The sequence below is a fragment of the Mycolicibacterium agri genome (genome assembly GCF_002553505.1).
Classification (GTDB): Bacteria; Actinomycetota; Actinomycetes; order Mycobacteriales; family Mycobacteriaceae; genus Mycobacterium; species Mycobacterium agri.
In genome coordinates this window covers 15,887-34,791 of record NZ_PDCP01000061.1, presented here as the reverse complement: position 1 = coordinate 34,791, position 18,905 = coordinate 15,887, and the positions used below count along the sequence as shown (strand labels likewise).

The 18,905-nt window shown below is 67.3% G+C and carries 20 protein-coding genes and 1 pseudogene; 12 read left to right on the top strand and 9 right to left on the bottom strand.

The window, feature by feature from the left end:
* The coding region (locus CQY20_RS25125; protein ID WP_097942791.1) for an HNH endonuclease signature motif containing protein at positions 1-1,629 on the bottom strand (1,629 nt) is incomplete at its 3' end.
* A gap of 61 nt (positions 1,630-1,690) precedes the next feature.
* Positions 1,691-2,308, bottom strand: a complete 618-nt coding sequence (locus tag CQY20_RS25120) for a TetR/AcrR family transcriptional regulator (RefSeq protein WP_163700379.1) — start codon at positions 2,306-2,308, stop codon at positions 1,691-1,693.
* A 93-nt stretch (positions 2,309-2,401) separates the two neighbouring features.
* Between CQY20_RS25120 and CQY20_RS25115 the strand changes: the two genes are divergently transcribed.
* Positions 2,402-2,938: a methyltransferase family protein gene (locus CQY20_RS25115; RefSeq protein WP_097942786.1), complete on the top strand. Its 537-nt coding sequence runs from the start codon at positions 2,402-2,404 to the stop codon at positions 2,936-2,938.
* Here CQY20_RS25115 and CQY20_RS25110 read toward each other — a convergent pair.
* Positions 2,874-3,809, bottom strand: a complete 936-nt coding sequence (locus tag CQY20_RS25110) for a DMT family transporter (protein WP_371871088.1) — start codon at positions 3,807-3,809, stop codon at positions 2,874-2,876. The genes CQY20_RS25115 and CQY20_RS25110 overlap by 65 nt on opposite strands.
* Positions 3,810-3,894: 85 nt before the next feature.
* Here CQY20_RS25110 and rlmN point away from each other — a divergent pair, with 85 nt between their 5' ends.
* Positions 3,895-5,019, top strand: a complete 1,125-nt coding sequence (gene rlmN, locus CQY20_RS25105) for a dual-specificity RNA methyltransferase RlmN (RefSeq protein WP_097942785.1) — start codon at positions 3,895-3,897, stop codon at positions 5,017-5,019.
* On the opposite strand, the gene CQY20_RS25100 is transcribed toward rlmN, so the two are convergent.
* The 3 genes and pseudogenes from CQY20_RS25100 to CQY20_RS25090 form a co-directional block, all read right to left on the bottom strand.
* A complete protein-coding gene (locus tag CQY20_RS25100) occupies positions 5,010-5,444 on the bottom strand; it encodes a nuclear transport factor 2 family protein (RefSeq protein WP_097942784.1) in 435 nt (144 codons plus the stop codon). The two genes, rlmN and CQY20_RS25100, sit on opposite strands and share 10 nt — an antisense overlap.
* Positions 5,444-6,001 (bottom strand): TetR/AcrR family transcriptional regulator, encoded by a 558-nt coding sequence (locus CQY20_RS25095; RefSeq protein ID WP_097942783.1) that lies wholly within the window; start codon positions 5,999-6,001, stop codon positions 5,444-5,446. The genes CQY20_RS25100 and CQY20_RS25095 overlap by 1 nt, the downstream gene beginning before the upstream one ends.
* 43 nt (positions 6,002-6,044) lie before the next feature.
* Positions 6,045-7,153: pseudogene (locus CQY20_RS25090) on the bottom strand (phosphotransferase).
* 129 nt (positions 7,154-7,282) lie between these two features.
* Here CQY20_RS25090 and CQY20_RS25085 point away from each other — a divergent pair.
* Genes CQY20_RS25085 through CQY20_RS25075 form a run of 3 tightly spaced genes read left to right on the top strand, consistent with a single transcriptional unit; the run spans position 7,283 to position 9,994 of the window.
* A complete protein-coding gene (locus CQY20_RS25085; RefSeq protein WP_097942782.1) occupies positions 7,283-8,470 on the top strand; it encodes a CaiB/BaiF CoA transferase family protein in 1,188 nt (395 codons plus the stop codon).
* A 54-nt stretch (positions 8,471-8,524) separates the two neighbouring features.
* Complete coding sequence (locus CQY20_RS25080) at positions 8,525-9,778, top strand: cytochrome P450 (RefSeq protein ID WP_163700376.1); 1,254 nt, start codon at positions 8,525-8,527, stop codon at positions 9,776-9,778.
* Positions 9,779-9,802: 24 nt separating this feature from the next.
* Positions 9,803-9,994 carry a ferredoxin gene (locus tag CQY20_RS25075; RefSeq protein ID WP_097942780.1) on the top strand — a complete coding sequence of 64 codons (192 nt, stop codon included), beginning with the start codon at positions 9,803-9,805 and terminating at the stop codon, positions 9,992-9,994.
* Here the strand turns inward: CQY20_RS25075 and CQY20_RS25070 are convergent.
* The gene (locus CQY20_RS25070; RefSeq protein WP_097942779.1) at positions 9,991-10,806 is read right to left on the bottom strand and encodes a thioesterase family protein; all 816 of its coding nucleotides are present in this window, start codon (positions 10,804-10,806) and stop codon (positions 9,991-9,993) included. The genes CQY20_RS25075 and CQY20_RS25070 overlap by 4 nt on opposite strands.
* The gene (locus CQY20_RS25065) at positions 10,803-11,621 is read right to left on the bottom strand and encodes an SMP-30/gluconolactonase/LRE family protein (protein ID WP_097942778.1); all 819 of its coding nucleotides are present in this window, start codon (positions 11,619-11,621) and stop codon (positions 10,803-10,805) included. The genes CQY20_RS25070 and CQY20_RS25065 overlap by 4 nt, the downstream gene beginning before the upstream one ends.
* Before the next feature lie 81 nt (positions 11,622-11,702).
* Between CQY20_RS25065 and CQY20_RS25060 the strand changes: the two genes are divergently transcribed.
* The 7 genes from CQY20_RS25060 to CQY20_RS25030 are packed head-to-tail and all read left to right on the top strand — an operon-like array spanning position 11,703 to position 18,502.
* Positions 11,703-12,407 (top strand): NIPSNAP family protein, encoded by a 705-nt coding sequence (locus CQY20_RS25060; protein WP_097942777.1) that lies wholly within the window; start codon positions 11,703-11,705, stop codon positions 12,405-12,407.
* Positions 12,404-13,633, top strand: a complete 1,230-nt coding sequence (locus CQY20_RS25055; protein ID WP_097942776.1) for a cytochrome P450 — start codon at positions 12,404-12,406, stop codon at positions 13,631-13,633. The genes CQY20_RS25060 and CQY20_RS25055 overlap by 4 nt, the downstream gene beginning before the upstream one ends.
* Before the next feature lies 1 nt (position 13,634).
* A complete protein-coding gene (locus CQY20_RS25050; RefSeq protein ID WP_097942775.1) occupies positions 13,635-14,603 on the top strand; it encodes a zinc-binding dehydrogenase in 969 nt (322 codons plus the stop codon).
* Positions 14,600-15,346 (top strand): HpcH/HpaI aldolase family protein, encoded by a 747-nt coding sequence (locus CQY20_RS25045; protein WP_097942774.1) that lies wholly within the window; start codon positions 14,600-14,602, stop codon positions 15,344-15,346. Before CQY20_RS25050 ends, CQY20_RS25045 begins: the two co-directional genes overlap by 4 nt.
* On the top strand, positions 15,343-16,068 hold the full coding sequence (locus tag CQY20_RS25040) for an SDR family NAD(P)-dependent oxidoreductase (protein WP_097942773.1): 726 nt from the start codon (positions 15,343-15,345) through the stop codon (positions 16,066-16,068). The genes CQY20_RS25045 and CQY20_RS25040 overlap by 4 nt, the downstream gene beginning before the upstream one ends.
* Positions 16,065-17,582: a flavin-containing monooxygenase gene (locus CQY20_RS25035; protein WP_097942772.1), complete on the top strand. Its 1,518-nt coding sequence runs from the start codon at positions 16,065-16,067 to the stop codon at positions 17,580-17,582. Before CQY20_RS25040 ends, CQY20_RS25035 begins: the two co-directional genes overlap by 4 nt.
* Positions 17,582-18,502, top strand: coding sequence for an alpha/beta hydrolase (locus CQY20_RS25030; protein WP_097942771.1), 921 nt, complete (start codon positions 17,582-17,584; stop codon positions 18,500-18,502). Before CQY20_RS25035 ends, CQY20_RS25030 begins: the two co-directional genes overlap by 1 nt.
* Here the strand turns inward: CQY20_RS25030 and CQY20_RS25025 are convergent.
* Positions 18,483-18,896, bottom strand: a complete 414-nt coding sequence (locus CQY20_RS25025) for an SRPBCC family protein (RefSeq protein ID WP_234816400.1) — start codon at positions 18,894-18,896, stop codon at positions 18,483-18,485. The two genes, CQY20_RS25030 and CQY20_RS25025, sit on opposite strands and share 20 nt — an antisense overlap.
* Positions 18,897-18,905 lie beyond the last annotated feature (9 nt).

The following is an 18,905-nucleotide window of genomic DNA, read 5'->3' as shown; positions in this document are numbered from 1 at the left end:
CGAGGGGGTGGGGTCGCCGTCGCCGGGTGGCTTGGGCGCGCGCTTTTCCCGTTCGGCTGGGGCCTCGGGTTCGGCTGACGCGTCGGATTCGGATGGTGCCGCGGGTTCGGTGGCCGCCGAGCGTTCGGGCGCCTCGTCGTCGGCGGTGGGTGCCTCGGGTTCGGTGGGTGCCTCGTCGTCGGCGGGCGCGTCGTGCTGGGTGGGTGCCGCGTCCCTTGCAGACTCTGATGGCGCGGGCTGGGTGGGCGATGGTTCCTCTTCGGGTGGGCGGAGGAGTGCTTCGGGGCGGTGGTAGTAGTTGATTCGGGGTTGGCCGTGGTCGAGGTCTGGTGGGGGGTGCCATTCGCATTCGCCGCGGGCGTTGATGGTGGTGGTCCAGCCGGCGTCGTCGGCGAAGCGGTTGTCGGGGCCGCAGGCCAGGGTCATGTCGTCGACGTTGGTGTTGCCGCCGTGTTGCCAGTCGGTGTTGGCGTGGTGGGCTTGGCAGCCGTAGGCGCCGACGGTGCAGCAGGGTTTGGTGCATCCGCCGTCGCGGGCGATGAGCATGATGCGTTGTGCCGGTGAGGCGATGCGTTTGCTGCGATACAGCGCTAAGGCTTGGCCGGTGGCGCCGTCGAAGACCGCGAGGTGGTGGTTGGCATGGGCGCCCATGCGGATCAGGTCGGCGATCGGGATTTTGGTGCCGCCGCCGGTGATGCCGATGCCGGCGCGGCTTTCCAGGTCTTGCAGGGTGGTGCGGATGATGACGGCGACCGGGAGCCCGTTGAGCTGGCCGAGTTCGCCGCTCATCAACGCGATGCGCCCGACTGCCAGCAGCGCGTCGTGTTGGCGCTGGGCCAGGCTGCGGGTGTCGTTGTCGATCTGGGCCTGGGTCGGCGTGCCCGAAGTGCAGGGCGCCTCGTCAGCGGGATTGCACATTCCCGGGGCGGCGTATTTGGCGAAGATCACCTCCCACACCGCCCACGCCTCCGGGGTCAGCTGCCCCGTCAGCGGGGTCATCGCGTCGCGCTGCTGGCGGCCCGCCGATACGCCGCGTTTGCGGGCCCGCTCGGCGTCATCGGGCAGCGGGCCGTCTTGATCGAGCAGAAACAACCGCAGCGCGGCGGTCTCGCGTAACTCCTTGGGCCCGGCCCCGACCGCCACCCGCACCAGATCGACCTCGAACTGTGACCGGGTGACCGCATCCACCCAGCCCGGCAGATCCTTGATCGCGTCGCGCAGGGTTTTGACGTGCTCGCCGGTGATCAGCCCGGCTGCTTGGGCGGCCGCGACTGCGGGCAGCACCGGTTCCAAGGGTTCGCCGGTCAGGCTGGTGCGCGGGCCCAGTTCGGCTGCCTCCTGCAGCCGCCGGGACGCCTCGGCCGACGAGAGCCGCCAGCGGATCCGCAACACCTCGTTCCACGATTTGGCGCCCATCTGCCTGGGCGTGGTCTGAGCCTGCAGCCGGGCCAGCAGCCGATGCGACTGGGTCGGCATCTGACATACCAGCGCCTCGAGATCATCGATCAGCGACACCAACTCCGCGCGGGTCAACGAGTCGATCTCGGCGGCAGCGAAAGCCTCGTAGGCGGCGCGCAAACCCGCCATCGCCTCACCAGCTTCAATCCCTGCCATACTTCGAACATACATTCGAACACCGACAAACCGGGCCGCTGCTCTGATGTCTCAGGACATCGGTGACCGATCTGCATCAAGACATCGGTGACAGTTCAGGGAGAGAGCCGGTCAGATACCGCTGCACGGTCGGACCCACCCACGCCACCAGGTCCTCGACGGACGTCGACGCCAAGGGCTCGATCTTGAGTTGGTAGCGCGCGAACGCCAGGCCCATCAGGTGGCTGGCGACGAGCTCGACGCGCAATTCGGCGTCCGACACCCCGAATGCGTCGGCCACCCGCTGTGCCAGCGGGCCTGCCATCGCGTCGTGCAGCACTTGCCGCGCGGCAGGCTGGATGGCCGCCGACCGCCACAGGGTCAGCAAGGGTTCGAAGGTGCCGCCGGCGTCCCAGCGCTCGAAGAACCCCCGCACAAGCCGGGCGCCGATCTCCTCGCTGCCGGCGTCCAACAGGTCCGCCAACTGGTGCAGGGGATGGTGAGGGCCCGTCAACACCGAGGCCGAGAACAGCCCCTCCTTGTTGCCGAAGAAGTAGTAGACCATCGCGACGTCCACGCCGGCATCGGAGGCGATGCCGCGCACGGTCGCGCCGTCGTAGCCGTCGCGCATGAAGCGCTCGCGCGCGGCGGCGATGATGCGCTGCTTGCTCTGCTGACCGGTGCGCCAGCGGCCGGCGCGGCGAGGCTCGGACACGTCGCAAAGCATACTTCAACAAGCGTTGGAGTTTTAAGCCAAACCGCCGTACGCTGATTCTTGAACGCAAGTTGAAGAAAGGGAGGGTCTGCAATGTCGAAGACGCTCGAACGCCGGTTGTTCTGGCGCCACGTGCTCTCATTCCTGGCCGGGCCGGTGACCATGACGCTGGTGATACCGGGGCTCATCATCTGGTTGGCCGACGTGCCCATACCGGATCTGACATCGCCGCTCGGGCTGACACTCGCGGTGATAGGCGTCCTGCTGGTCGCAGGGGGAGTCGCCATGCTGTTCTGGACGGTCTACCTGTTCGACCGGATCGGCAAGGGCACGCTTGGCGTCGGCAAAACGCTGGGGCAGCCGGTGAACCTGGTCGTGCAGGGGCCGTATCGCCATGTCCGCAACCCGATGATCAGTGGTGTGCTGGCCATCCTGCTCGGCGAGGCGGCCATCGCAAGATCCGGCTGGCTGCTGCTGTGGGCCGTCGTCTGGTTCCTGGCCTTGACCACGACGATTCAGGTCTGGGAGGAGCCGAGCCTGCAAAGGCGGTTCGGCGACGAGTACGTCAGGTACCGGCAGAACGTTCCGCGGTGGATCCCGCGATGGAAGGGCTGGGACCCGGTGCGCTGACCAGCGGCGCCCTCCGCCGCGAGCGGGCGTTGAGCCAACAGGCCACGGCGCCGACGGCCAACCCGACCGCGATGCCGACGTCTGGCCGCTGCCCGAGCATCAGCCAGGACAGCAGGCCGGCGACGGCGGGAATCACGGCGAACAGCATCGCCACCGCCGCGGCACCGTAATCGTTGACAGCGCGGACGTACATGGTCATGCACAGCGTCGCGTTGAGCAGCACCACCGCGGCGACTGCGCCTGCGGCCTTCCACGGATCCGTCACCGTCAACGGCATCAGGGCAGCCAACACCGCGACGGGAAGCACGCAGGCGGCGTTCTGCAGCGCCGCGGTAGCCCGGAAGTCCACGTCGCGGCAGAATTTCTGCTGGTAGATGCCCCCTGCGGCGACGCTGAGCAGCGATACCACCAGCAGCAGGACGACGCCGTCGACGCCGCCGACCATCATCAGTCGGCCTGCGCATGCGGCCAGCACGGCCAGCACCCCGAGCGCCAACGCGCCGAGCCGCATCGGGGTCAGGCTCTCGCCAAGAAACACCGCCGCCAGCACCGCGGTCAAGACAGGGTTCATCGAGATGATCACCGCGCCGAGCACGGCCGGCGCGCCATGCAGCAGCCCGAAGTAAAGACACGTAAACAGCAGGCCTTGCGCCAGCAACCCGCTGATCAGCACGTGAATCAGCACTCGACCTGTGGGCCATCTCACTTTCGCGAGCATCGCCCACGCGGCGAGAATCGCGCCGGCCAAGCCGAATCGGAACACCAGCACCGCCATCGGTGACATCGCCGAAACTGCAAGCGCACCAATGGGATAGCCGAGCGCATACAGAAACGTCAACGCGAAAGCTGTGCGAAACGGCATGGTCGGCATGGCCACAGGTCCCATGGTGTCGGATCAACGCTTGACGTCGCCATTCAATTTCTGCCGACCAGCAATGGGATACTGACAGCAGCCCATGCCCACATCCCTGCCCTTGGTCTTCGAAGCCCCGCGACGCGCAATGCCGCCGCGGCATCTCGCCGACCTCGACGAGGCGGGTCGCGCCGATGCCGTCGCCGTATTGGGCCTCCCGCCGTTTCGCGGCAAGCAGCTGGCCAACCAGTACTACGGCAGGCTGATTGCCGACCCGCACAAAATGACCGACCTGCCCGCGGCCGTGCGCGAGCAGGTCGCCGAGGCTCTGTTTCCTAAACTGCTCGACGCCGTCGCCGAAATCGAATGCGACGCTGGGGAGACCCGCAAGATGCTGTGGCGCGCAATCGACGGCACCACGTTCGAGTCGGTGCTGATGCGATATCCGCAGCGCAACACGGTGTGCATCTCGTCGCAGGCGGGCTGCGGCATGGCCTGTCCGTTCTGCGCGACGGGCCAGGGTGGACTGCAACGGAATCTGTCGACGGCCGAGATCCTCGAGCAGGTCCGCGCCGCCGCGGTAGAGCTGCGCGACCGCGACCGGGAGGGCATCACTCCGGCGGCGCGTGGCGGCAGGCTGTCGAACATCGTCTTCATGGGCATGGGCGAGCCGCTGGCCAACTACAACCGCGTGGTGGCGGCGGTTCGTCGAATCATCGCGCCACCGCCGAACGGCTTCGGCATCTCGGCGCGTTCCGTGACGGTGTCGTCGGTCGGGCTGGCTCCGGCGATCCGCAGGCTGGCCGACGAACGGTTGGGTGTGACGCTGGCGCTGTCGCTGCACGCCCCCGACGACGAGCTGCGCGACACGCTCGTTCCGGTGAACAGCCGGTGGAAGGTCTCCGAAGCGCTTGATGCCGCCCGCTATTACGCCAACGTGACCGGCAGGCGGGTGTCGGTCGAGTACGCGCTGATTCGCGACATCAACGATCAGCCGTGGCGGGGCGATCTTCTCGGCAAGCGCCTGCACGGTGCGCTGGGTCCGCTTGCGCACGTGAACGTCATTCCGCTCAACCCCACCCCGGGCAGCCAGTGGGATGCCAGCCCCAAAGCCGCCGAACGAGAATTCGTCAAACGGGTCCGGGCGCGCGGTGTGTCATGCACGGTGCGCGACACGCGTGGCCGCGAAATCGCCGCTGCCTGCGGACAATTGGCGGCTCAGTCCTGAACGCCCTTCGGGGAGTTGAGCGTCCACGTCATCTCTTCGCGAAGGTGACGGCTGCGCCAGCCGTCCGGCGTGCGGACCATGTCGTGGTTGTAGTAGCCGCCGAACGTACACAACTCGGGCATGCCCTGTATCAGGGTGGGGTTGTAGAACATTGCGCGCACCCGCGCCGTGTTGCCGTCGATCTCGGGTTCGATGTTGGTGATGTAGTGCATGCTCATCGTCACCAGCGCTGAGAAGTCGCCGCGGAAGAATTCGACCACCTCTTCCAGCGATCCGGCGACGACGCCAGAGGTCGAGTAGTCGATGTAGGCGTCGCCGGTGAACACCGACCGGTACAGGTCCCAGTCCTTGGTGTCGACGGCGCGCGCGTATCGGTGCAGCAGCGCGGCGATCTCGAGTTCGTCGCTGATCTGTTGGATATCCATCAGGTGGCCGACTTGATACCGACGGCGTGGCGCAACTGCGCGAGGAACTGGTCGTCGTCGTCACTGCGAACGATGTAGTGCGACACCGCAACCCGGATCGCGGTGGCGGCCTTGACGCCGCTGTTGGGTCCGCTCAGCAGCTTCAGCAGCCGGGCCCGCATCACCGGGATGATCCGTGAGAGCTGCGCGATGACGACCTCAGGCTCGATGTCGACCACCCGCACACCGGAGTAGGAGTGCTGATATTCGACGATGAACCGCAATGCGGCGTCGAGCTTTTCGTTGCCGCGCAGCCCGGCCGTCGCCCTGCCGATGCCGGTGTCGAACATCTCGCGCTCGTAGGCGCCGAATGCGTCGAGCAGTTCTTTCTTGTCGGCGAACCACCGGTACAGCGTCGGGCGGGATACGCCGGCCTGCAATGCCACTTCGGACAGACTGAGTTTCGTCTGTCCGCTGCGGCCGAGTACCTCCGCGGTCGCCTTCAGGATCCGGCGGCGCGTGGAGGTATCGTCGACTTCCTCCTGAGCGTTTCGCTGGGCGCCCAATGGTTCGTTCACGAAAAGGCCTCAATCGTCGGGTATAGCGATCGTAGTTGCTGCATCACAGCCACTTCTTCAAAAGTGCCACCGTGTCGAGGTCGTCGAGAGCGGCCACACCCCGGCGCACGCCTCCAGCGCGATCTCGTCGTCCTGCATGCCGCCGATGCCCGCGGTGATCAGCGGTGCCACATAGGCGTACAGCGCGGCCATGCGGTAGCGGTCCCAGAGTTCGTCGCGGTCCAGCAGCGGTCCACCCGCCGCGGCCAGCGCCCGCCGATAGTTGTCGAGCAGGTCGCGCTCGTGGCGCTGCCGGTCGCCGGTGGTCATGCCGGTCACGAGGGTGTAGGCCAGCTCGCGGCTGGGATGCCCGCGCCGCACGGCCTGCCAGTCCAGCAGCCCGGCCTGCCCGTCGCGGAAGTACACGTTGCCCGGATGGGCGTCGCCGTGCATGACGGTGTGCGGGGGTTCGTCGATGAGCCTGGCGACCACGCGGTAGTTGTCGTCGATGAATCGCCCGTCCTCAACCGGGATGTCGGTTGTCTCGGCGATGCGGCGCGCGGAGATCTTCAGCAGCGGCCCGGTCAACAGCGACGTGGAATCGCCCGATGCGGTGTAGGCCCAACCGGGCACGCGCTCCCAGAAACGTGCGTGCAGCAGCGCCAGCCGCTCGACGACCGAAGAGGCCTGCTGCACGGTGAGCGGATGCAGCGTGTCGGCAAACGCGCATCGATCGTCACCGAGGTCTTCGAGGACCAGCACGTAGCGGCCGGTCAGCCCGTCGAACGCTGTGCCGTAACACCTCGGTAGCCCGCAAAGGTGCGGCGAGAGCTCGCGATAGAAGCGGGTCTCGGTTTCGGCGAGGCGGCCCAGCTCACCCATCAAGCGGGTGGCGATCGTTCGGGCGGGAATCTTGACGAACACCGAGTCGGGCACGCCGTCGCCGGTCAGGGCGAGCCGGGCGCGCGACGACGTGCCCGCATCGCCGCCGATGACCGCGACCGATGTCACCGCGCGGCCCATGATGCGCGACAGCAGCGGGGCATCGAGCTCTTCGACCGTGCGGGGCAGCGCCCGCATCCGGCCGACGATCAGGTCGGTTGCGACCCGTTGTACTCCGCGGCCCAGGTGCGCGGCGAGCCCGATGGCGACGCGGCTCGCTGTCTCGGACACCCGGGCACCTCCTGGTCTCGGCGGGTAGCCCCGCAAGCTTTACAAAACCGGATGCGTTTGTAAAGGGATTTCGGCGCGCAGAGCGGCGCTGAGCGCACGCGAGCGCGCCGAAATCGCTACCGTCGGGGGATGGCTGGGCCACTGGAGGGGATCAGGGTCGTCGAACTCGGCGTGTGGGTGGCGGCGCCTGCCACCGGCGGCATCCTGGCCGACTGGGGCGCCGACGTCGTCAAGATCGAACCGCCGACCGGCGACCCCGCACGCCGGTTCGGCCGCATGCTCGGGCTGGAGGAGGGCAGCCCGCCCTTCGAGATGGACAACCGCGGCAAGCGCAGCATCATGCTCGACCTGGCGGAGCCGGACGGCCGATCTGCCGCAGCCGAATTGGTCAGTGGTGCCGACGTTTTCATCACCAATGTGCGGCCGTCGGCGCTGCGCCGCGTCGGGCTGGACTTCGACACGGTGGCTGCCGGTAATCCGCGCCTGGTGTACGGGCTGATCACCGGGTACGGCGACACCGGACCGGATGCCGACCGCGCGGCCTACGACGTCGCCGCCTTCTGGGCGCGGGCAGGCCTGGCTCATCTGCTGACCCGCCCCGGCGACACCCCGCCGTTTCAACGGGGTGGCATGGGCGACCACTCGGCCGGCATGAGCCTGGCCGCGGGCGTGTGCGCCGCGCTGGTGGCGCGATCGCGTACCGGGGCCGGGCAATTGGTGTCGACGTCGTTGTACCGGCAGGGCGCCTACACCGTGAGCTTCGACCTCAACACGTTTCTGATGACGGGCCACGCCATCGCGATCGGCCAGCGCGAGTCGATGGCCAACCCGTGCATGAACAACTACGTCGCGGCGGACGGGCGGCGCTTCTGGATCGTCGGCCTGCAGGTCGACCGCCACTGGGCGCCGCTGTGCCGTGTCGTCGGCAGGCCGGACTGGATGACCGCCTATCCGAGGCCCCGCGACCGCGCTGCCAACTCGGTCGACATCATCGCGGCGCTCGACGAGATCTTCGCGACCAAGCCGCTCGACGAATGGGCGAAACTGTTTGCGGCCGAGCCGGATTTCTTCTGGTCGCCGATCAACTCGATCGAGGACGTGATAGCCGACGAACAGTTTCACGCCGCCGGAGGCGTTGTCTATGTGCCCGACGGCGATTCCACCGTGCCGATGATCGCCACGCCCGTCGATTTCCACGGCACACCGTCAGCACCTCGGTCGATCGCGCCGAACATCGGCCAACACACCGACGAGATCCTCGACGATTTCGGCGCGCAAAGTGGCGCTGAGCGCACGAAAGCGCGCCGAAATCGCTGAAGACAGCAACGCCATAGCTTTACAAAAGTATGCTTGAGTGTCACGCTGATGGCCGTGACCGCAGCATCGGTGCAGACGCGTGAGTACAGTCCGGTCGACATCACGTCACACGACTTCTGGAGCCGGCCGTTCGCAGTCCGCGACGAGTCGTTCGCGCGGCTCCGCAAGGCCGAAGGGCTGTCTTGGCACCGGCCGCTGCCCTCGCTGTTTCCGATGCAGGAGCCCGGATTCTGGGCGCTAACACGGCGCGCCGACATCGCCTACGTCAGCCAGCACCCGGAGTTGTTCACCTCTGCCCAAGGCGTGGCGCTCGACCCGATGCCCGCCGAGATCCAGCGGGTGGCGTCGTTCTTCCTGACGATGGACCCGCCGCAGCACACCGTGTATCGACGGCTGATCAGTTCGGCGTTCACACCGCGAAACGTCCGCCGGATCGAAGAGCAAATCCACCGCAACGCGGTGGCGATCGTCGACGATCTCGTCGGCGCGGGCGACATCGACTTCGTCGAAGCGTGTTCGGCGCCGCTGCCGATGCTGACGATCATGGACATGCTCGGTGTCCCGCCCGCCGACCAGCCCGCCGTGGCGAAGGCCGCCGAAAAGCTGTTCTCGATGAGCGACGACGAGTACAGCAGCATCGAGGAGCGTGCCCAGGACACGATCAACGAGATCCTGCTGCTGTCCAGCACGGGCGCGGAACTGGCGCAGTTTCGGCGCAAGAACCCCGGCGACGACCTGATGACCAGCATCGTCAACGCTGAAGTCGAGGGGCATCGGCTCACCGACGAGGAGATCGGCGCGTTTCTGATCCTGCTGGCGTCGGCGGGCAACGACACCACCAAGCAGACCACGACGCACGCGATGATGGCGCTGGTGGACAACCCGGACCGACGTGCCTGGCTGACAGCCGATTTTGAGAACCGCATCGGACCGGCGATCGAGGAGTTCGTGCGGTGGGCGTCGCCGGTGTTGCAGTTCGCGCGGTTCGCCACCGCCGACACCGAGATCAACGGGCAACCGGTCGCGGCGGGGGACAAGGTTGGGCTGTTCTACTGTTCGGCCAACCGCGACGAGACTGTCTTCGACAACCCCGGCGCATTCGATCTGAGCCGCTCACCCAACCCGCATCTGGGCTTCGGTGGCGGCGGCCCGCACTTCTGCCTCGGCAACCAGTTGGCCAAGGCGGAGCTGCGGAACCTGTTTCGCGAGTTGCTCTTCCGGCTGAAAACGGTCGAGTTCGGCGAACCCGACCTGCTTTACAGCAACTTTGTGCACGGCGTCAAACGTCTTCCCGCCCACGTTCAATAGCCCAGTAGTGCAGTAGGAGCGAGCATGCGGGTCGAAGTCGACCTCGACAAGTGCACCGGACACGGCATCTGCGAATCGATCGCCGAGGACGTATTCGAGGTGCGCGACGACGGCATTGTGCAAATCAACGGAAACGAGCGCCCGGAATCCGACCGCGACCGCATGCAGCAGGCCGTAACGCAGTGCCCCGCAGCGGCTCTCCGGCTCGTCGACTAACTGCCGGGCATCGGGCGCACCAGCACCGACTGCTGGATCGCGCCGATCGCGCCTGACCGGTCGAACAGCGTGCCGATCGTCGTGCCGATGCCGTCGGGGCCGTAGTTGGTCTCGGCGCGGATGCCGATCCACGCGCCCTCGGGGATGCGGTGCACGTGCACGACGAGATCGGTGTTCATGAACGTCCACTTGCGGATGTCGAGTTTGGTGCCGATCCCGTTGGCGTCGTCGGCGACGGTGAACAGGCGCTCCAGCGCGGTCATCGACTCGCCCTTGACCAGGTCGACCTCCGGCCTGATCCACGACTCCCCGGGACCTTCGGCCATCGGCGTGGTCAACCAGCGCCAGTCCAGGCTGTGTACGTAGTTGCGGTCCCAATCCTTCTTCAAGTCACGGCTTTTCGCTTCCGACACCGGCCGCAGCGGCGGGGCGGGCGCATGCACCACCGCCGAGGTGTCCAGCGTCTTCAACCGCCACCCGCTGGCGCGGGCCACCGGGCGCGGTCCGCCATCGGGTCCGAGCGCGAGCATCTCGGCGCTGACGAGTTCGATCTGCTTGCCCTGCCGTTCCCGTCGCGCGCGCACCCACAGGTCGCCCTCGGCGGGCACGGCGCCCAACAGGTCGATCAGCACGCGGCTCAGCCGGGTGTCGTCACGGGCCTGGCAGCGCTCCAGCGCCCGCACCAGCAGCGCCGACACTGGTGCGCCGTGCTGAATCGCGGCCGACCACGTGCTGCGCACCAAGTCGGTGGCGGCGAATCGCTCACCGAGCGGGTCGGTTTCGTCGATCAACTCGTAATAGCAATCGCTCACGGCAGACCCGCTCCTGGGATGTCGACGGTAACAGTGTCCAGCGCAGACGATCTCGTCCCGATGAGTCGCTGAGGATAGACGTCGGTGCTCGACAGCATGAACAGCGTGCGGCGCTCGGATCCGCCCAGCGTGCAGGCGATCGCGGTGCGCTCGCCGATGTCGACGCGATCGGTCACGGTGCCGCCCGGGGTGATCCGCTCGAATTGATGCGCCAGCGTCATCGCCGCCCACACGCCGCCCTCGGCGTCCAGGGTGATGCCGTCGGGCGGGCCGTCGAGTCCCTCGGCGAACACCAGCCGATCCGTCAAGCCGCCGCCTGCGTCGATCGTGAACGCGGTCAACCGCCTTCCGATGGACTCGGCCACGATGAGCGTGCGCCCGTCCGGCGTGATGACCATGCCGTTGGGGAAGTCCAGATCCTCGGCGACGACGGTGACGGAGCCGTCGGCGTCGACCCGCACGATCGTGCCGCCCTCGAACGCCTGGGCACCGACGTAGGCGCGGCCTGCGCCGTCGACCACCATGTCACCGATGTCGGCGGGCACCACGGGCGACAGATCGACGAGCGTTTCGACGGATTCGCCGTCGTAGCGCAGCAGGGTGCGGTTGGCCGTCGACGCGATGAGCAGCGTTCCGTCGGGACGAAACCCCAATCCCGAGGGCGCGTGGCCGGCCAGGTGCAGCGTCGTCATGTCGCCCTGCAGATCGACTGTGTGCACCGCCTGGCCCAGCATGTCGGAGAACCACAACAGGCCCTCGTACCAGCGGGGCCCCTCGCCGAAGCAGAAACCGTTGGCCAGCGCCGTCCGGGTCATCCCGCACCTTTACAAAACACGCCACAAGTGTCACGCTCCCTACGTGCCAGTGTCAACTGCATGGCGTGCCCGAGCGTGACCATGAAGAAGTACCACAGCCACACGCTGCTCTATCTGCACGAGACGATCGACCTCGGCGGCGGGCGCAGCGACCGCTTCATTGAGATGTTCGGCGACGTCTACCAGCCGATGATGGAGGACCTCGGGGCGCGGCTGTTCGCGATCTGGGAAACCACGCCGTACAACGGGCACTGGCCGCAGGTGACGATCATGTGGGAGGTCGATGCGTTCGCCGACTACGCCCGCATCGGCCGCGCGCAGTCGCGCGGCGGCAGCCACGGGGCGGCGCAGGCGAAGTGGTCGGCGTTTCTGTCCGAGATCGGCGCCAGCGGCGAGGGCCGCATCATGTACGCGGGCAAGAGCAATAAGACGCTTGCGCAGTTGCGCGACGAGAAGTTCTCCGCCGGACTCGTCATCCAGGAGATCATGCAGACCAAGCCGGGCCGTCAGGACGATTACATCCGCGAGCTCGAACGGCTGTATGTGCCATGGTCGGAGCGCACCGGGAAGCGGTGGCTGGGCTCGTTCATCACGACGTTCCGCTTCAATGAGGTGATCCACTACTGGGCGCTGGAAGGCGACTGGGACTGCTTCGAGAACCACTACCCGTCGTGGAAGGAAAATCCGCCCGCCGAGATCGTCACGTGGATGAGCGTTGCCCCCGCGCTGCGTGACGGCTGGGAGGACTCGATCCTGCAGGCCCTACCGTCCTCACCGCTGCAATGAACACACCGGCGCTGCAAGAGTTCTCGTACGATCCGTTCGACCAGGACGTGATGGCCGATCCGCTGCCGTACTATCGCGTGCTGCGTGAGCGGTACCCGGTCTACTACGTCGAGAAGTGGGACACCTACGCGCTGTCGCGTTTCGACGACATCTGGAGGGTGCTCGGGATCAACGACGGGACCTTCGTCGCGTCGGAGGGAACACTGCCCGCCGCGACGGTGTTGGCCCACCGTAACGATGGACCCGTTCCCGACCCGCCATTGCACCCCACGCCGTTTCACGCCAATTTCGACACGCCGATCTACGACGGTGTCCGGCGCTGCACGTCGGGGCGGTTCCGGCCGAAGTCGGTCGGAAAGCTCGCCGACCGGGTCCGCGCCCTGGCCAACGAGCGCCTCGACGAACTGCTGCCGCGCGGCCGCTTCGACCTCACCCAGGACTACGGCGGCATCGTGGCCGCGTCGATGGTGTGCGAATTGCTCGGTCTCCCTGCCGATCTGGCACCCGAGGTGTTGGCCACCGTCAACGCGGGCAGCCTCGCGCAGCAGGGCAGCGGTGTGGAGGTCGCCAATGCCCGACCCGGTTATCTGGAGTATCTGGTGCCGCTCGTGCAACGCAGGCGCGCCGATCCTCAGGACGAATTGCTGGCGATCGCGGGCCACCTCATCGACTACCGGTTGCCCGACGGGTCGGCGTTCAACGACGTCGAGGCCGCCACCCAGATGCTCGGAATCTTCATCGGTGGCACCGAAACCGTGCCCAAAATCGTCGCGCACGGGTTGTGGGAGCTGAGCAAGCGCCCCGAGCAGATGGCCGCGGTGAAGGCCGACATCGACGCCAGTGTGCCGATCGCCCGGGAGGAGATGATCCGTTTCTGCGCGCCGGCCCAATGGTTCGCCCGCACCGCGCGAAAGCCGTTCACGATCCACGGCACCACGATCAGCCCGGGGCAGCGGATCATCACGCTGCTCGCCTCGGCCAACCGCGACGAGCGCGAATATCTGCAGCCCGACGAATTCGTCTGGGACAGACGGATCGAACGGCTTTTGGCATTCGGCCGCGGCCAACATTTCTGCCTCGGCGTGCATCTGGCCCGCCTGGAGATCACGATCCTGGTGTCGGAGTGGCTCAAACGGGTGCCCGACTTCCGCGTCGTCGCCGAGGCCGCGTCGCGTCCGCCGTCGAGCTTCCAATGGGGCTGGAACAGCGTCCCGGTGGAGGTGTGACGTGTGGGCGTATCGGCTGGTGGCGCCGTATACCTTTGCGCGGGTCGATATTCCGGACAAGACGCCGGAGTCGTTGAGCGAGCGTCAGGTGCTGCTGCAATTCCTCGCCGCCGGGGTATGCGGCAGTGATCTGCCGGGCTTCCGCGGTGCGCAGGGCAGGCTCCCTGGCGATGTGGGCGCCAGTGCCGCGGAGATGGATGGCTTCCCGATCCATGAAATCGTCGGGAATGTAGTCGCCAGCAGGCATCCGGAACACGCGGTCGGTGACCGTGTCGTCGGATGGGCCTCCGGCTTCGACGGCATGATGGAGTACGTCGTCGCCGACGGTGACGGATTGGCGCCCTACGACCAAGCGTTGAGCCCACGGCATGCCGTGGCGCTGCAGCCGTTGGCGTGCGTGCTGTATGCCATCGAACAGCTTCCCGACCTCGGCGGCCGTCATGTCGCCGTGATCGGGCAGGGTTCGATCGGTCTGCTCTTCTCCTTTGTGGCAAAGGCTTTCGGCGCGCGCCACGTCACCGGCGTCGACCCGGTCGACCGCGAGGCGGTTGCCAAGGATTTCGGCGTCGACACCGTCGTTCGCGCCAGCAGCGACCGGTGGGTCAGGCACGTCGACCGGCGCGACAAGGCCGACGTCGTCATCGAGGCCGTCGGCCACCAGGTCGCGACCCTGGGCCATGCGATCGAGGCGGCCGCGTTCGGCGGCACCGTCTTCTACTTCGGCGTCGCCGATGACGAGGCCTATCCGATCGACATGCGCACGATGCTGCGCAACAACCTGACGCTGAAATCCGGCGTGACGGCCGACCGTCGCCGGATGCTGAATGCCGCCGACGAATTCGCCCGCAAGCATGCGGAGCTGCTGCCCGCATACGTCACCCACACCTTCGGCGTCGACGACATCACGGCCGCATTCGAACTGGCATGCCGGCCGACACCCGAGCGCATCAAGATTGCGATCGAGCTATGACGACCAGCCGGCTTCAGGACGCGCTTGCCGCCAAAGAGCGGGTCTTCGGTGGCTGGGTGGTTGGCCCGACGCTCATCGGGCCCGAGGAATTCGCCCAGGCCGGTTACGACTACGTGGGATTCGACGTCCAGCACGGCTACCTCGACGACGCCGACGTGGCCCTGCTGCTGCGCCGTCTTGAACACGTGCCCGTCGCCACCGCGGTCCGGCTGCCGTCGGCTGCCCCCGCACCCATCGGGCGGGTGCTGGACGCCGGCGCCGACGCGATCATCGTCGCGATGGTCGAATCCGCGGAGCAGGCCGCAGCCGCGGTGGCAGCCACCCGCTACGCCCCCGCGGGCGTCCGCAGCTTCGGGCCCCTGCGCACCGGCCTCGGGCCGGACCCCGCCGCACACGAGGCGCGCGCAAGCGTGTTCGCGATGATCGAGACCTCGCGCGGCCTTTCGGCACTCGACGAGATCTGCGGCGTCGACGGCCTCACCGGCATCTACGTCGGGCCTGCGGATCTCGCGCTCTCGCTGGGGCACCCGCCGACCGAGGCGCTGACCACGCCGGATGTGCTTGACGCCATCGCACACATCCAGCGCACGGTAGCGCAAGCCGGTCTCGTGCCCGCCATCCACGCCAACGCGGGCAAGCCCGGTAAAGCCATGGCCGAGATCGGCTTTCGGATGATCACGCTGGCGTCGGAGTCGCAGGCGCTGCGGCGCGGCGCCGCCGAGCATCTCGAGGAGGCACAGTGACCGACCGGGTCGCCCTGGTCACCGGCGCCGCCCGCGGGCAGGGAGCCGCGATCGTAGTGCGGCTGCTCGGCGACGGCTTTCGTGTCGCGGCCTGCGACGTCCGGTTCGACGAGCTCGCGGCCTTCGTCGACGGGCTCGGCGACGACGTGGTGGCCGTGCCGCTGGACGTCACCTCCGAGGAACAGTGGGCGTCGGCGATCGAGCGGACCGCCGAGCAGTTCGGCGCGTTGACCACACTGATCAACAACGCAGGCGTGTTGCACCGGACCGCGCTGGCCGGCGAGACCGTCGAAGGGTTCGAGAGAAGTTGGCGATTCAACTGTCTTGGACCGTTTCTCGGCATCCGCGCTGCGCTGCCGCATCTGCGCGCCGCCGACGGGGCGGCCGTCGTCAACACCTGCAGCACCAGCGCGATCCGCCCGTTTCCCAACCACGCCGCCTACGGTTCGTCCAAGTGGGCGCTGCGGGGCCTGACGCAGGCCGTCGCGGCCGAACTGGCGCCTGCGGGAATCAGAGTCAACGCCGTGTTTCCCGGTCCGATCGCCACACCCATGCTCGATGCGGCCACGCAGGCTCGTCTCGCCGACAATGCGCCGTTCGGGCGGATCGGAAAGCCGACCGAGGTCGCCGACGCCGTTGCATTCCTGGCGTCCGATCAGGCGTCGTTCATCACGGGCGCAGAACTCGTCGTCGACGGCGGACAAACCCTGCAGATCGGATGACGGCGGTGTCGAAGAAACTCTCGGTGGGAATCATCGGCGCGGGCGCCGGCGGGCTGGCGCTGGGAATCTTTTTGCGCAAGGCCGGTTTCGACGACTTCACCATCTTCGACCGCGAAGACGGCGTCGGCGGCACGTGGCGGATCAACACCTATCCGGGCCTGGCATGTGACGTCAAATCGCACCTGTACTCGTACTCGTTCGATCTGAACGCGAATTGGTCGCGGCTGTGGTCGGCGCAGCCGGAGATCCTGGCCTACTTCGAACAGTGCGCGACGCGCTATCGACTCGGTCCGCATCTGAAGCTGAACACAGAAATCGTCGCCGCCCAATGGGATGCTGAGACCACGTCTTGGCAGCTGACGACGAAAACCGGTGAGCGGCACCGCTTCGACATCGTGGTGTCAGCGGTGGGACTGTTCACCCAGCCGGTGTTGCCTGACCTCGCCGAGGAGGAGCCGTTCACCGGCACCGTCATGCATACGGCGCGATGGGACCACTCAGTCGATCTCCGCGACGCGAGGGTGGCTGTGCTCGGCACGGGATCGACGGCGTCGCAACTGCTTCCGGAGATCGCAAAGGTTGCGAAGAAGGTCTATTCGGTGCAGCGCTCGCCGACGTGGATCCTGCCGAAACCCGACCGGGAGTACACCGCGCGGGAGAAATGGGTGTTCGCGCATGTGCCGTTCGCGAAGCGGATCCACCGCACCAGGCTCTGGCTGCGCAGCGAGTCCAACATCAGCGTGATCGAGGACGGCAGCCAAAAGACGCAGGAGTTCAAGGCCATCGCGCTGCGCCTACTCGAGGCGAACGTGCCCGACGAAGGATTGCGCCGCAAGCTGACGCCAGACCATCCGCTCGGGTGCAAGCGGCTGGTCTTCGCCGGCGACTACCTGAAGGCGCTGACCCAGCCGCACGTCGAGGTGGTGTCCAGCCCGGCGCGGGCTCTGCGCTCCCGCTCGCTGGTCACTGAGGACGGCACCGAGATTGCCGTCGATGTCGTGGTGTGCGCCACCGGATATGCGGCCACCGACTACCTGGGCCAGATCGACGTCACGGGGGAGCACGGTGTTTCGCTGCGCGAGGCGTGGAGCGACGGCGCGTACGCCTATCTGGGCATGGCGGTGCCCGGTTTCCCGAACTTCTTCATGCTGTACGGGCCCAACACGAACGTCGGCTCCAACAGCGTCATCTTCATGCTGGAGGCGCAGGCCCGCTACATCGTGCGCGCGCTGAAGCACATGCGCCGCAAACGCAGGTCCTATATCGCCGTGCGGCGCGACACCATGGCCCACTTCACCGCCAAGATCGACGAGTGGATGCAAGGCACGGTCTGGTTGACCCGCTGCAGCAACTACTTTCGCGCCGCCAACGGGCGCGTAGTCACCCAGTGGCCGCGCAGTGCCAGAGCGTTCTGGGCGATGACGCGCCGCTTCAAGCCCGCCGAATACACATTCGACCCGCGGACGGAAGGAGCGGAGGTGGACGCCGTCGCCGAGACAGCGGCGAACCGTTGATGAGTTTGACGCACAGGCTGGATCCGGCGCTGCGGCATCTCACCGAGGCGCGCACGGTGCTGTCGACCGACACGCTGCAGGCAGTGCGCGACTCGCTCAACCATCGCCGCCGCGACAGCGCACGGGCATTCGACATCACCGGCGTTGAGATCGTCGACAGCGACGAGGGTCCGGTCCCGGTGCGGATCTACCGCGCGGGGCCCGCTCCCGCGCCCGCGGTGATCTACTGTCACTCGGGCGCTTTCGTCCTCGGCAACCTCGACGTCGACCACCGCCAATGCGTCGAACTCGCCAAACATGCGCAGTGCACGGTGATCTCGGTGGACTACCGGCTGGCGCCCGAACATCCGTTCCCCGCGGCGCTCGACGATGCGACGTCGGCGCTGCAGTGGGCGGCCGACAACGCGCGCCGACTGGACATCGACGCGAACCGCATCGCGGTCGTCGGCAACAGTGCCGGTGGCGCGCTGGCCGCCCGACTCGCCCAGCGCTCCGTCGACGGCTCAGTCCCACCGATAGCGATCGCGCTGCTGCACCAACCGGTCCTGGATGACCGGCCGACCCTGTCGAAGGAGGAATTCGACTGCACGCCGGGGTTCGACGGGCCCGCGGTCGCGCTGATGTGGCAGCACTACCTGGGCGACGAATCCGCGCCCGTCGACGCCGCACCGGCCCGTGCCACCGAACTCGCCGGTGTGCCAACGACGTTGATCACGTGCTCCGACCTCGATCCGCTGCGCGACGAAGCGATCGACTATGCGATGCGGCTGATGATTGCGGGTGTTCCGACCGGCCTGCACGTGTTTCCCGGCACCTGCCACGGGTTCGACTCGTTCCTGCCGGATTGGGACGTCAGCCGGCAACTGTTCGCGTTACAGGGTGCGGCCCTGCGGCGGGCGTTCACGCTGCCGACCGGCTAGCCTCCAGCTCGCGTGCCACCGCGGCGTGGTTGGCGTCGATCTGCGCGGGGTTGACGATGGGGAAGAATTCGTCGGGCATCGGCGCGTGCCGGTACGCCTCGATCGTCATCGTCCGGGTGAACAGCGTCCTGCCCTCCTCGGGCCGGGTGAAGTGGTATTCGATGGTCATGCGGCCCTCCATGCCGCCATCGCCGCGGCTGTCGTGGCCGAGGCGGCCCACCGACGTGAAGACGAACAGCGTCGGGCGAACGGCAATAGCCAGCTGCCAGGTGAAGACCCGGTCCTTGCCCGGCCGCGGGTCGGCCTCGTCCCAGGTGCCGCCGACCTGCAGCGGAAGGTGTTCCGGCAGGTTGCGGATGCTCGCACCGCCCGGATACGTCCTGACGATGCCCAACGCGGCGCC

What these genes read in the sequence shown, in the direction of transcription:
- CQY20_RS25115 (WP_097942786.1), top strand. Translation starts at nt 2,402, where the DNA reads ATGTCGAAGACGCTCGAACGCCGGTTGTTCTGGCGCCACGTGCTCTCA.
- CQY20_RS25110 (WP_371871088.1), bottom strand. Translation starts at nt 3,809, where the DNA reads ATGCCGACCATGCCGTTTCGCACAGCTTTCGCGTTGACGTTTCTGTAT.
- rlmN (WP_097942785.1), top strand. Translation starts at nt 3,895, where the DNA reads ATGCCCACATCCCTGCCCTTGGTCTTCGAAGCCCCGCGACGCGCAATG.
- CQY20_RS25100 (WP_097942784.1), bottom strand. Translation starts at nt 5,444, where the DNA reads ATGGATATCCAACAGATCAGCGACGAACTCGAGATCGCCGCGCTGCTG.
- CQY20_RS25085 (WP_097942782.1), top strand. Translation starts at nt 7,283, where the DNA reads ATGGCTGGGCCACTGGAGGGGATCAGGGTCGTCGAACTCGGCGTGTGG.
- CQY20_RS25075 (WP_097942780.1), top strand. Translation starts at nt 9,803, where the DNA reads ATGCGGGTCGAAGTCGACCTCGACAAGTGCACCGGACACGGCATCTGC.
- CQY20_RS25065 (WP_097942778.1), bottom strand. Translation starts at nt 11,621, where the DNA reads ATGACCCGGACGGCGCTGGCCAACGGTTTCTGCTTCGGCGAGGGGCCC.
- CQY20_RS25060 (WP_097942777.1), top strand. Translation starts at nt 11,703, where the DNA reads ATGAAGAAGTACCACAGCCACACGCTGCTCTATCTGCACGAGACGATC.
- CQY20_RS25055 (WP_097942776.1), top strand. Translation starts at nt 12,404, where the DNA reads ATGAACACACCGGCGCTGCAAGAGTTCTCGTACGATCCGTTCGACCAG.
- CQY20_RS25045 (WP_097942774.1), top strand. Translation starts at nt 14,600, where the DNA reads ATGACGACCAGCCGGCTTCAGGACGCGCTTGCCGCCAAAGAGCGGGTC.
- CQY20_RS25035 (WP_097942772.1), top strand. Translation starts at nt 16,065, where the DNA reads ATGACGGCGGTGTCGAAGAAACTCTCGGTGGGAATCATCGGCGCGGGC.
- CQY20_RS25030 (WP_097942771.1), top strand. Translation starts at nt 17,582, where the DNA reads ATGAGTTTGACGCACAGGCTGGATCCGGCGCTGCGGCATCTCACCGAG.